General features: G+C 46.0%; 11 protein-coding genes. All 11 read left to right on the plus strand.

What is annotated here, in order from left to right; all coding sequences use genetic code 11:
- Window positions 1–5 precede the first annotated feature (5 nt).
- On the plus strand, window positions 6–1,217 hold the full coding sequence (locus ACFQ88_RS21060) for a glycoside hydrolase family 88 protein (protein WP_379456380.1): 1,212 nt from the start codon (window positions 6–8) through the stop codon (window positions 1,215–1,217).
- A 16-nt stretch (window positions 1,218–1,233) separates the two neighbouring features.
- Window positions 1,234–2,253, plus strand: coding sequence for a glycosyltransferase (locus ACFQ88_RS21065; protein WP_379456393.1), 1,020 nt, complete (start codon window positions 1,234–1,236; stop codon window positions 2,251–2,253).
- Window positions 2,254–3,147, plus strand: a complete 894-nt coding sequence (locus ACFQ88_RS21070; RefSeq protein ID WP_379456395.1) for a glycosyltransferase family 2 protein — start codon at window positions 2,254–2,256, stop codon at window positions 3,145–3,147.
- A 69-nt stretch (window positions 3,148–3,216) separates the two neighbouring features.
- Window positions 3,217–4,770 (plus strand): lipopolysaccharide biosynthesis protein, encoded by a 1,554-nt coding sequence (locus ACFQ88_RS21075; protein ID WP_379456397.1) that lies wholly within the window; start codon window positions 3,217–3,219, stop codon window positions 4,768–4,770.
- A 555-nt stretch (window positions 4,771–5,325) separates the two neighbouring features.
- A complete protein-coding gene (locus ACFQ88_RS21080) occupies window positions 5,326–7,155 on the plus strand; it encodes a polysaccharide biosynthesis protein (RefSeq protein ID WP_239631878.1) in 1,830 nt (609 codons plus the stop codon).
- 17 nt (window positions 7,156–7,172) lie between these two features.
- Window positions 7,173–8,051 (plus strand): UTP--glucose-1-phosphate uridylyltransferase GalU, encoded by an 879-nt coding sequence (gene galU, locus ACFQ88_RS21085; protein WP_239631881.1) that lies wholly within the window; start codon window positions 7,173–7,175, stop codon window positions 8,049–8,051.
- 9 nt (window positions 8,052–8,060) lie between these two features.
- Window positions 8,061–9,227, plus strand: a complete 1,167-nt coding sequence (locus ACFQ88_RS21090; protein WP_379456400.1) for a glycosyltransferase family 4 protein — start codon at window positions 8,061–8,063, stop codon at window positions 9,225–9,227.
- On the plus strand, window positions 9,190–10,254 hold the full coding sequence (locus tag ACFQ88_RS21095; protein ID WP_379456402.1) for a glycosyltransferase: 1,065 nt from the start codon (window positions 9,190–9,192) through the stop codon (window positions 10,252–10,254). The genes ACFQ88_RS21090 and ACFQ88_RS21095 overlap by 38 nt, the downstream gene beginning before the upstream one ends.
- A gap of 12 nt (window positions 10,255–10,266) precedes the next feature.
- The gene (locus tag ACFQ88_RS21100) at window positions 10,267–11,388 is read left to right on the plus strand and encodes a glycosyltransferase family 1 protein (RefSeq protein ID WP_239631887.1); all 1,122 of its coding nucleotides are present in this window, start codon (window positions 10,267–10,269) and stop codon (window positions 11,386–11,388) included.
- Between the two features lie 58 nt (window positions 11,389–11,446).
- Window positions 11,447–12,352, plus strand: coding sequence for a glycosyltransferase family A protein (locus ACFQ88_RS21105; protein WP_379456404.1), 906 nt, complete (start codon window positions 11,447–11,449; stop codon window positions 12,350–12,352).
- 38 nt (window positions 12,353–12,390) lie between these two features.
- Window positions 12,391–13,458: an EpsG family protein gene (locus ACFQ88_RS21110; RefSeq protein ID WP_379456406.1), complete on the plus strand. Its 1,068-nt coding sequence runs from the start codon at window positions 12,391–12,393 to the stop codon at window positions 13,456–13,458.
- Window positions 13,459–13,470: the final 12 nt, after the last annotated feature.

The following is a 13,470-nucleotide window of genomic DNA, read 5'->3' on the forward strand; positions in this document are numbered from 1 at the left end:
CGAGTGTGATCTTTCAAATAGTATGCTATTTGCTGCTAGTCATTATAGCCGTCATTGTGCTGATTGATATCGTACCTATATTCGGGGATTGGCTCAGCCGGATTCATATAGGCAGATTCCAGGATCGTCAAACTTGGAATCAATCGATTACAACTGTGGGTATTAAATGGTTAAATACGACTCCAAAGATTAAGGTGACAGACAATACGCGTTTCGTTGTCATTGATATGTTGAGAGGGAACTATACAAAGAGAGCTATCCAGTTCTGGCAAGAGGCTTCGTTAGTTTTGGGACTAACGGAGTATTTGAAATTGGAAGATAGTCCAAATGTAAAAAAAGAAATTCAAAAGTATTTGGATAGTAAATTTGATCAACATGGACAATGGAAGCATAAGCCTAATCATGTGGATGGAGCGATTTTAGCTTATGCTCTAATGAAATTGGATCATGTTAATATGGATCACTACAAAAACGCGCTTGATTACACGTGGGCAATGATTAAAGAGCATATCGGTTCGGACGGAACCGTCTCCTATCGGAAAGGAATGGAAAGCTATCGTTATGTTGACACCATCGGCTTTATCTGCCCATTTTTAGTTTCTTATGGGATTAAGTACAACAAAGAAGAATGTGTTGATTTAGCAATAAAACAAATTCAAGAATACGAACAATACGGAATGCTCCAAAATCACCACATTCCATGTCATTCCTATAAAATTGACAATAAAATCCCTCTGGGGTTATTTGGTTGGGGAAGAGGCCTTGGATGGTTTGCCATTGGGCTTATTGATTCATGGAGTGAACTGCCAAACGATCACCGTTACAAGCTTTTATTGGAGGAAAGCGTAAGAAATTTTGCTATAGCAGCGATGAAATTTCAACAGAAGAATGGAAACTGGAACTGGTCAGTATCAAGAAGCGAGAGCAGGCCGGATTCATCTGCAACTGCTACATTAGGTTGGTTTATGTTGAATGCAGCAAAAATTTCAGACATCTCACAAGAGTGTCGGGAGAGCGCAGATAGAGCAATCGGTTATTTAATGACTGTAACCAAAAGGAACGGAGAGGTTGATTTTTCACAAGGAGACACCAAAGATATTGGAGTATATTCCATGTTATTTAATATACTACCTTTTACTCAGGGGTTTTGCATAAGAATAATGAATGTATATTCAAAGGATGCCAGTGCTTCTTCCAGCAGAATGAATGTGATGTAAAAGGCGGAGGACAATTATGAAACCATTGGTGAGTGTTATTGTACCAATATATAATCTTGAATTGTACCTGCATAAATCCATAAACTCAGTATTGCACCAAATGAACCCAAACTTCGAATTAATTTTAATAAACGATGGATCGACAGATACTAGTGGATCCTTATGTGATGAATATGCTGAGAAAGACAAACGAATTAGAGTAAAGCAAATGAAAAATAACGGAGTATCGTCTGCAAGGAATGCTGGTATAGAAATGGCACGGGGGGAGTGGCTGCTATTTCTTGATGGAGATGATGTTTTAGAATTAGACACAATACAATATATTTTACAAGCAGCGGAACAAAACGAGATTGATATGCTAGCAGGTGGGTTCAAATATGTTTACAGTTCCAAGGTTGTATGCGCTGATAATAGTGCCTGTATCGACAAAGGCGTTAATCTTATACATGATTACGGATCATGGAATTTGAAAATTTGTATTGGTTCTTTTGCTATCAAAAAAGAGATTGTTGACCGCTATAATATTTTTTTTCATACAGGGACCAAGTATGGAGAAGATGTAGAATTTATCACTAATTGCCTATTGAATTCTCGGATGGCGATGGTGACTCCCAAGTATTTTAGTAATTATGTGGTTCATAATGACTCGGCAATAGCTAAGGTTAATTTTCGAAGATATGATTGCTATGAGGCCCGAAAACGGACATTGCAAGCTATATTGGATAAATTTCCAGAACATACGGATATTGAATGCTTATACAAGGATTATTTGCTTCCTGAGGCCATTATTGAAACGACTCACCTTTTATGTAGAAGTGGCGTTAGTGTATTTAATATTAAAAAATTTTTAAAAGAAAATAAATATGACTATGTCATTCATTCAGTGAAAGATAATCAGAATACTCCGCTACATATTAAAAAGAAGATCAATAAGTTTATTAACAATCCAATGATAACCTGGTTGGAGTGGTATTGGATGTCACGGTACTACCAGGCTAGGGAGTATTTAGGGCTAATAAAACGGAGGGTTTTGTAAATGAAAATAACCGTATTTACTCCTACCTTCAATCGAGGATACATTATTGAGAAGCTATACAGATCTTTGCAGGCGCAAACCTTCACAGATTTTGAATGGCTGGTCATTGACGATGGTTCGGAAGATAATACCATGGAATTGTTTAAAAGGTGGATGGCTGACACGAACCCGTTTACTATAAGATACTTTAAAGTCGAAAATGGGGGGAAGCACAGAGCTATTAATAAAGCAACAGATTTAGCTAAAGGCGAGTTATTCTTTATTGTTGATTCTGATGATACCCTTACTGAGGATGCTTTGGAAAGTGTCGTGAGCTGGGAGCTTGGATTAGAAAATAAAGCTGCTTATTGTGCTGTTGCTGGAAATAAAGGGATTAGCGAGAAGGATCTTTGGGGAACTACTTTTGATGGCAGTTACATGGATGCTACTTCACTGGAGCGCGAGAAATACAATATTACTGGAGATAAAGCGGAAGTGTTTTTTACAAAAGTTATAAAGGAATATAAGTTTTGCGAATTTGAAGGGGAATCGTTTATTACTGAATGTACCGTATGGGATAAAATGGCTGCAGATGGATATAAAATCAGATGGTTCAATAAAATTATATATTTGTGCGACTACCTTCCGGATGGATTAACTAATTCCGGAGATACTGTGTTTGCTAATAACCCACAAGGAACAGCTTATTTATACAAGCAGCAAATAGAGTACTACAAATTAAACTTGAAGGATAGACTCTCCAGTTACAATGCTTATTATCAACTGGTTAAATGTAATGTCGGATTGAAGTTGGCAGCCCGTTATTTAGAAATTCATATGATTACTCTGGTTTGGGCACTATTTTTAGTCGCATGCAAAAATATTTTGATAGGGCGACGTTTCTTACAGCATTAGATCGCATATCTCGAGATATCATTTTTGCAGGCGCATTTCCTCTCAACTATAAACTAACTGGAGTAAATCATGAGAACAAAACATTCTTTGATCAATATTTCCGTCGGGATCGGCAACCAGCTTGTCATTACTCTGTTGAGCTTCTTTTCCCGCACCGTATTTATTCATACTCTGGGTGTCGAATATTTGGGCCTGAACGGGCTCTTTACGAACATATTGGCTATGCTGTCGCTGGCTGAGGCCGGAATCGGTTCAAGTATTGTTTACACTTTGTATAAGCCGGTCGCCGACAATAATAAAGAGAAAATTCTCGTGCTGATGAGGCTGTATAAGAAGGCCTATCTAATCATTGCCCTTATCGTGCTGCTGCTCGGACTGTCATTGCTGCCCTTCCTGCAGTATATTGTTAAGGATGCTAACGTCGAGCATATTTACGTCATCTATCTCGTATTCTTATTAAATACGGTGACCCCTTACTTATTCCAGCACAAAATATCGTATTTGAACGTTTGCCAAAAAAACTATATCGTAACCGGAATTTATTCCGTCTCCTCCATCTTATCCATGTTTCTGAAAATAGGCATTCTGTACTGGACGCAAAACTATATTTTGTATCTGATTATCGACAGCGTCATCACCATAACGAACAGCCTGATTATGTCGTTGATCGTCAACCGAATGTACCCATTCCTGAAGGAAAAAGGAATCGGTTCGCTCGATAATGATACGAAAAGTAACATTATTAAAAACGTCAAGGCGATTGTCCTGCAAAACATCGGCAGCTATCTCATCTTCGGCACCGAAAACATTATCATTTCAACCTATGTGAGCATTGCCGCGGTAGGGCTGTATTCCAACTACAAAATGCTGATCGATATCTGCCGCACCTTGATTAACCAGGTGTTTAACAATATGTATCACAGCGTAGGGAACCTGGTCGCCAGCGAAAGCAAGGATAAAGTGTACAGCGTGTATAAGGTAACGATGCTGCTCAATTTCTGGCTGTATTCGTTCGCCGCTATAGCCATGTACGTGATGATCGAGCCGTTCATCAAGCTGTGGATCGGCGAGAAGTTTCTTATGGGCAACCTCATCGTGATCATCCTGATGGTGACATTTTACGAAAGAGGGATGCGAAACTCTATTACGACGGTCAAGACGACGGCGGGCATCTTTCACGAAGACCGCTATATCCCATTAATTCAGGCTGCGGTCAGTCTGGTCTTTTCGCTTGTTCTCGTGCAGAAGATCGGTATTTCCGGGGTATTCATCGGCACGCTGATCAGTGCCATAGCCGTTCCATTCTGGACTACGCCTTTCTTCGTATATAGAAAAGTGTTCGATAAACCGCTGCATCATTATTTCATGAGATATTTGTATTACACAGTCATAGGGTTCGGCACGTGCGCGGCAACCAGCTTCATCGGGAGCTTCATCTCCGCCGATACGACCTGGATGCTCGTGATGAAAGCCGCCGTTTGCGTCATCGTTCCGAACGCGATCTATGTAGCGCTGTTTTACAAAACAGAGGAATTTCAATATGTTTTCGGCATAGTTCTACAGCTCCTTCGCTCGTTACAGCGTAAGCTGAGGCGTGTACCTAGTCCCGATGTCTCATCCTGATATTTGTGAAATTGTAAATATAGCACTAATGCCGCACTAATGTAAGATTATGTATTGACATTTTCTTTATAAAGAACTAAAATGAGGTTGTTGATGATACAAAATGTATCTAAACGATTATCTGGATGTTCTTTATAAAGAAATGATCGACGAAATTCTTCACAGAACGCCAGTATCTTCGCCCAAATGCCTCCCAAGTTTTGACACGCTGGCTACATCACAAGTTCCGGCGAATTTGACCGCTTGATACCGCATTATCGCATATCCAATATAGCTACACTTTTTTTTTACATAAAATGTTCTTTATAAAGAACATTAAGAACGAGAAGTAACGAACAGAAGAAGTTCCGGCGATGTCTCCTTGCCGTTATCGATGGAGGCACTCGGCCATGCTGTGGGTTGTAACGCAACCTTAGACGCAAGTCGTCAATGGTGTGGTGTGAGGAAGGGTTAGATGCCCTACAGAACATTAAAGTGTTTAATTATACGGACCTTTCGCTTTTACCTTTTGCAGAAGGTCCTATACTTAAGAACTTTATTGAGAGGGTGAACCCGTTGTCATACCGTCAAAGACTATCTTTATTGATAATAGCCGATTCCTGCATCGTGTTGAGCGCCATTTTCTTCAGCCGTTTTCTTCTTAGCGCCGATCTCCATGTGTTCACGTTTCCGATTGTCGTCAGTTCGATTACGCTTCTGCTCAGCCATCACCTGTTTGCTATGATTTACAAGCTGTACAAAAAAGCGTGGGAGTACGCGAGCATCGGCGAGCTGCTGTTTATTTTCAAGGCCATTACGTTCTCGATCATTACGGCAGCAGTCATTCAGGAAATCATTTTGCAGGATATTTATTTCCGGCTCCTTGCGGTTACATGGATGCTGCATATGCTGCTCATCGGCGGCTCTCGTTTTTGCTGGCGTCTCTTCCGTGACTCGTACATGAGAAAGCCGGAGAACAAGAAACGGACCTTGATCGTCGGGGCCGGTTCCGCCGGAATGATGGTAGCGAGACAATTAAGCAAAGACAAAGAAACGGAGCTTCAGCCGATTGCCTTTATTGACGACAACGTCAAGATCCAGAACCTCGATATTCTGGGCATTCCCGTCATTGGCGGGGTTGACCGGATTGAGAGCGTCGTTCATGAGAAGCATATAGACCATATCATCATCGCGATTCCTTCCATGTCGAAAAAGGATTTGAACACGATCTTTCAGGAATGCGCCAAGACGACGGCCAAGACGCAAATTATGCCAAGGCTGGAGGATCTGGTAACCGGAAGACTTTCGGTCAACCAGTTCCGTGACGTCCAGGTCGAGGATTTGCTGGGCCGTGAACCGGTAGAGCTGGATCTCGAGAGCATCTCGGAGTACATAACGCGAAAGATTGTGCTGGTTACAGGAGCTGGAGGCTCCATCGGCTCGGAAATATGCCGTCAGGTGACGAAGTTTAATCCGCAAAAGCTTATTCTGCTCGGTCACGGAGAGAACAGTATCTACTCCATTGAAATGGAGCTGAGAGATCTGTGCGGGCATGCGCCGATTGAAATTATCACCGAAATAGCCGACATTCAGGACTCGATCAAGATGATGACCATCATGAACAAATACCGGCCGGATGTAGTCTATCATGCTGCTGCTCATAAGCATGTGCCGCTGATGGAGAAAAATCCGGAGGAAGCGGTCAAAAACAACGTCATCGGTACGATGAACGTGGCTAATGCGGCAAGCAAGTTCGGCGTCAACACGTTCGTCATGATCTCGACCGACAAAGCGGTCAATCCAACGAGCGTCATGGGAGCGACGAAACGGCTGGCCGAGATGATCATCCAGCATCTGGACAAAACGAGCGAGACGAAATTCGTCGCCGTCCGTTTCGGCAATGTGCTGGGCAGCCGGGGCAGCGTCATTCCGCGGTTCAAGCAGCAGATCGAGAAGGGCGGTCCGGTGTCGGTAACGCATCCGGATATGATCCGTTATTTCATGACGATCCCGGAGGCGTCCCGATTGGTTATCCAAGCGGGCTCGCTTGCCCGAGGCGGAGAAATTTTCGTGCTGGATATGGGCGATCCCGTGAAGATCGTCGATTTGGCGACGAATTTAATCAAGCTGTCCGGTAATTCCGTCGATGATATCGGCATTGAGTTTACCGGCGTCAGACCTGGGGAAAAGCTGTTCGAAGAGCTGCTGAAGCCGAATGAGATCGAGGAGAAGCAAGTGTATCCGAAAATTTACATCGGCAAAACCGCTGATCTGTATATGGAGGAAATCAAGAAAATCATCTCCATTTATGCAACTCTCGAGAAAGCGAATTTGAGAGAGCACTTATTGAATGTAGCCAACGGGAATGTGATCCCGGTATCCAAGAAACTTATATCGATAGGATAAAAGGAGAGTCTGTGACTATGAAAGTAAGAAAAGCGATCATTCCTGCTGCGGGGCTCGGAACCCGGTTTCTTCCTGCGACGAAGGCAATGCCTAAAGAAATGCTTCCCATTGTGGATAAACCGACGATTCAATATATTGTGGAAGAAGCGGTTGAATCGGGGATTGAAGATATTATTATCGTGACCGGCAAAGGCAAACGGGCGATTGAGGATCATTTCGACAGCTCCTTCGAGCTGGAGCAGAACTTGCTGGAGAAGCAAAAGTTCGATTTGCTCAACGAGGTGCAAAAATCGGCCAATATGGTGGACATTCACTATATTCGCCAAAAAGAGCCCAAAGGCCTCGGCCACGCGATTTGGTGCGCGCGCAAGTTTATCGGCAACGAGCCGTTCGCCGTCCTGCTGGGAGACGATATCGTCCGGGCGGAAACCCCTTGCCTGAAGCAAATGATCGACCTATACGATCGTTACCGCACGTCGATCATCGGCGTCAAGCATGTATCCGACGAAGAGGTATCGAGATACGGCATCGTGGACGGCAATCGCATGGATGACCGCTTTTATAAAGTAAGACATCTGGTTGAGAAGCCAGCCAAGCAATTCGCGCCGTCCAACCTGGCCATTATGGGAAGATACATCTTAAGCCCGACGATCTTCGATATCCTAAATCATCAGGAGCCCGGAGCCGGTGCGGAAATCCAGCTGACGGACGGCATTGCCGAGCTGAACCGCAAAGAAGCGGTATATGCTTACGAGTTCGAAGGAGTTCGCCACGATGTCGGCGAGAAAATGGGCTTTATTCAGACAACGATAGAATTTGCGCTGCAGCGGGACGATTTGCGCTACGATCTGCTCGATTATTTGTCCAAAGTACTCGAAAAGGAACTCATTAAATAGGTGAGCCCCATGCCGAAGAAGGTGCTGTTCTGCGCAACGGTCGATTACCACTTCCGGGCGTTCCATCTTCCATATATGAAATGGTTTAAAGAGCAGGGATGGGATGTTCACGTAGCTGCAAGCGGAGACATTGAGCTTCCTTATGTCGATCAAAAGTTCAACCTTCCGTTTCAACGGTCGCCGTTGAAGCTGCAAAACGTGAAGGTGTATCAGCAGCTCAAATCAATCCTCGATGAACATTATTACGAGCTTATACATTGTCATACCCCGATGGGGGGAATGCTTGTGCGTTTGGCTGCAAGGAAAACGAGAAAACAGGGAACCCGGGTGCTGTATACGGCACACGGGTTTCATTTTTGCAAAGGCGGTCCCGCCCTCAACTGGCTGCTGTACTACCCGATCGAAAAATGGCTGTCCGCTCATACGGACACACTCATTACGATTAACGAGGAAGACTACCGGCTCGCCGTTCAGCACCGGTTCAAGGCCGGGCGCATTGCTCACGTGCACGGAGTCGGGGTTGATACCGAGCGGTTCAAGCCGGCGGATGAATCGGCGAGAAGGGAAGCCCGGCTGCTGCTCGGGTACCATCCCGGCGACTTCCTCATGTTCTATGCAGCCGAGTTCAACAAGAACAAAAACCAGCAGCTGCTGATTCAAGCGTTGGCCCGGATCAAAGCCGAGGTTCCTCACGCCAGATTACTTCTGGCAGGCTCCGGTTCCATGCAAGAGGACTGCCGACAGCTTGCCCGTGAGCTCGGGGTCGAGGAGATGATCGACTTCCTCGGCTACCGCAAAGATATTGACACGCTGCTGCCCCTGTGCGATGTGGCTGTAGCATCCAGCCTTCGCGAAGGGCTTCCGGTCAATATCCTGGAAGCGATGGCGTGCGGGCTGCCGGTCGTGGCCAGCGCGAACCGGGGACACTCCGAGCTGATCGCAGACGGAGTGAACGGCTTTATCGTTAAGCCGACGGACAGCGAATCGTTTGCCGAACGGCTGTTGGAGCTGAGCCGGTCGCAGCAGCTGTTGCACAAGCTTGGCCTGGCCAGCCGGAACAGGGTCCAAGGCTACTCGCTTACCCAAGTTGGCAGCGAGATGACCGGGATTTATTCGGATTACTTTTTGGGGGATACCGATGAAGCCGAAAGTAAGTATAATCGTGCCTATATATAATGTGGAAGCGTATTTGAGCCGGTGCTTGGACAGTCTGCTGTCCCAGACGATGAAGGAGCTTGAGATCATTGCCGTTAACGACGGCTCGACCGACGGCTGCATACCGATCCTTGATCGGTATGCGGATCAAGACGACAGGCTGATCGTCATTCATCAGGCCAATAGCGGCGTCTCGGCGGCTCGTAATGTTGGCATCCGCATTGCGCAAGGGGAGTACATAGGCTTTGTAGACCCGGATGACTGGGTCGAGACCGATATGTACGATCAATTGTACCGGAGCGCCACGGAAGATCAGGCGGATATCGTAATGTGCAGCTATACGCGGGAATTTGGAACGCACGCCAAAGTAAAGCATTTTCAGCTGCCGGACAAAACCGTGTACCGTGGGGATGAGGTGCAAAGCAAGCTGCTGAGACGGCTTATCGGTCCCTTGAAGGAGGAAATGGCGAATCCGGAGTTTCTGGATGCTTGGGGGACCGTTTGGTCCAAGCTGTACCGCTCGGAGCTAATCAAGGAGAACGGAATAGGCTTCATTGATCTCGCCATTGTAGGCACGAATGAGGATTCCTTGTTTAACATCCATACCGTATATCATGCGCGTTCGTTCGTATTTTTGAACAGACCGTACTACCATTACTGGCGTGTCAACGCCGCTTCGCTTACGTCCAGCTATAAGGCGGATTTGAAGGACAAATGGTTCCGGTTGTACGGCTTTATGGAAAGCTTCATTGCGGAAAAGCGGCTGCCGCCCGAATATTCCACAGCGTTGAATAACCGCATTTGCCTGAATACGCTGGGGCTTGGCTTGAATACGATCAACGGCAGCGGAATTCCGGCTTGGGAGAAAATCAAAAAATTGAGCACCATCCTACATGACAGCCGCATCAAAAGCTCCTTCGAGCATTTCGAGGCGGAATATTGTCCGGTCATTTGGCGGGTGTTTTATTGGAGTGCCAAGCTCAGATTCGTCCTGGGCTATTACGTGATGCTGCAGAGCATTGAACATCTAAGAAAAATGGCAAGATAGGGGGAAGTTCTAGTGGAACCGATTCGCGTTCTTCAAGTTGCTTCGATCATGAATCGTGGCGGGTTGGAAACGATGCTGATGAATTACTATCGTCATATCGACCGCAGCCAAATTCAGTTCGACTTCATGGTGCACCGCGAGGAAGAGGGGCATTACGACGAGGAGATACGCCAGCTTGGAGGTAACATCTACCGGATGCTGCCTATCAGGCCGGGCAATTACAGCAGTTATTTCAAACAACTGGACGATTTTTTCGCCCAGCATCGGGAGTATCGTGTCGTGCACTCCCATATTAACGAGAACAGCAGCTTTGTCCTTAGAGCGGCCAAGAAGGCGCAAGTCCCATGCCGGATTGCCCACAGTCATTTGAGCGACCTGGGTATTGACTTGAAGCTTCCTTTTCGTATCTATGCAAGGCTTGCGATGAAGGATAATCCCAACCGATATTTTGCTTGTTCCCGTAATGCCGGGGAGTGGCTGTTCGGCAAGGAGCGGTCTGCGACCAAGGAAGTTACGGTCCTGAATAATGCGGTTCATGTGAAGAGCTTCCAATTCAATCAGGATATCAGAAACAGAATCAGGAAAGAGCTTCAAGCTGACGATAAGCTGGTTATCGGCCATATCGGAAGATTTAACAAACAAAAAAACCACTCGTTTCTTATCGACATTTTTCAAGCGATTCATGCCAAGCGGCCCGATACCATGCTAATGATGGTAGGCGACGGTCATCTGCGCGAAGCTATCGAGAAAAAAGTCGACCGGCTCGGACTTACCCCAGCCGTGAGGTTTCTTGGCGTCAGAAGCGACATTTCCGACCTGATGCAGGGTATGGACTTATTCTTATTCCCATCCTTGTTTGAGGGATTGCCCGTTGTCATGGTAGAGGCGCAGGCGGCAGGATTGCGCTGCTTCGCTTCAGATACCATTACCAAGGAAACGGATGTAACGGGACGTATCGATTTCATGAGCTTGAGGGAGCCTGCCGAGCTGTGGGCGGAGCGGATTCTGGCCTCATCCTATGAGCATGAGGATACATCCGATTCGCTGCGCATCCATGGGTACGACACCAGCACGATGTCGGAGTGGCTGACGAATTATTATTTGGATCACGGCCAATATCGAAATCGGGCATAGCTTGCGAAGGACCGGACGGATAGACAGCCGGTACCATTTTCTAATCGGAGGTTCATGTATGGCTCCATCTTTAACTGTGTTTACGCCGACGTACAATCGTGCCTATACACTGCCTGTATGCTACGAAAGCCTGAAAAGGCAAACCAGCAAAGACTTCGTCTGGCTTATCATCGATGACGGCTCGTCCGACGGGACCCGAGAGCTTGTCGAAGGATGGATATCGGAAGGCGCCGTTCCGCTCCGCTATCATTACCAGGACAATCAAGGGATGCACGGTGCGCACAATACGGCATATGAGCTGATCGATACGGAGCTCAACGTCTGTATCGACTCGGACGATTATATGGCGGACGATGCGGTGGAGAAGATCGTCACCTTTTGGAAGCGCCACGGGAGCAGCAGCTATGCCGGTATCGTTGCGCTGGACGCCTCGCCCGACGGGCAAATTATCGGGACGAAGCTGCCGGAGCAACTAGCGTCTTCGACGCTGTCCGATTTGTATGCGAAGCATCAGGTCAAAGGCGACAAGAAGCTCGTCTACCGTTCCGAACTCACAAGGAAATGCCCTCCGTATCCGATATTTCCGGGTGAGAAGTACTGCCCGCTCAGCTACAAGTATGTGCTGATCGACCAAGAGTGTCCTCTTCTGCTTATGAACGAGGTCCTTTGTCTTGTAGAATATTTGCCCGACGGCTCCAGCATGAACATGATCAAGCAGTACAAGAGGAACCCGAGAGGGTTTTTATTTTTTAGAAAAGTAGCGATGGAATTTGCCCCTACCTACAAGGATCGATTGAGGGAATCGATACATTATGTCTCGAGTAATCTGATGATCCGCAACTACAAGTTTGTGTGGGAATCTCCCTGCAAATGGACGACGCTGCTTGCTGCGCCCTTCGGGCTTCTGCTTTATCTCTATATTCAAAATACAAATAAGGCCACGGTAGCAAGGCACGGCTCCTGAACGGGCAATGGCCGCTTTTGTTGAAGGGAATTGGTAGTTTGGCTGTATTCTATGTGAATCTTTTGCTGGTGTATCTGTTTTCTTTGTGTTCAAGATGGTTTGCCAAAGGCCCGACATTGCTGACGGCTGCGAGACCGAATGCCATCATGGCCTCTTTCGCACTGGCTGTGATGGTGCTTGTTGCCGGACTGCAAAAGAATATCGGAGACACAGTCTATTATATGTATTCCTATGCAACGACGGAAATTACTTGGGACAGTATTGCGGATAAGAAGGATAAAGGGTTCAATCTGTTCCAGATGCTCTTGCAATCCATCTCCAAAGATCCGCAGTTCTTGATCTTCGTCGTCGCCTTAATAACGAATGTTCTCGTGTTCATTACGTTATATAAATATTCCAAGCTGTTCGAGCTGAGCATGTTTGTTTATATAACAAGCGGCATGTTTCTGATCTCAATGAACGGGATAAGGCAATTTTTGGCGGCTGCCATTGCTTTCGCAGCAACCAAATTCATCGTGAACGGCGATTGGAAAAAATATATTCTAGTCATTCTGCTGGCTGCACAGGTCCACCAGAGCGCGTACATTCTCATACCGATTTATTTTATCGTAAGAAGAAGAGCATGGTCATGGACCACCTCGGCACTCTTGGTCATTGCCATTTTTATCGTTGTAGGATTCAACCAGTTTTCATCGATGCTGTTTTCCATGCTGGAGAACAGCCAGTACAGCGAATATAAAAACTTCTCCGAGGGCGGAGCCAATATAATCCGGGTTGCGGTAAGCGGAGTTCCCCTTCTTTTGGCTTTTTTGGGCCGGCATAAACTGAGAGCCATCTTTCCGCAAAGCGACTATGTGGTCAATATGTCCTTGCTGTCGTTCGTATTTATGGTGATTTCCAGTCAAAACTGGATTTTTGCCCGGTTCACGTTTTATTTCGGCATCTACAGCTGCATCCTGGTGTCATGGCTTGTCCATCTATTTACGACGAGAGAGCAGAAATTGATCTATTACCTGATTCTTGTCTGCTACTTCGTTTATTTCTTTTATGAAAATGCTATCAGTTTGAAAATGGTTTATAAAAGCGATTTTCTGAAACTATTCTAAGGGGGACCTAAG

The organism is Paenibacillus sp. NPDC056579 (genome assembly GCF_042793215.1).
GTDB lineage: Bacteria > Bacillota > Bacilli > Paenibacillales > NBRC-103111 > Paenibacillus_S.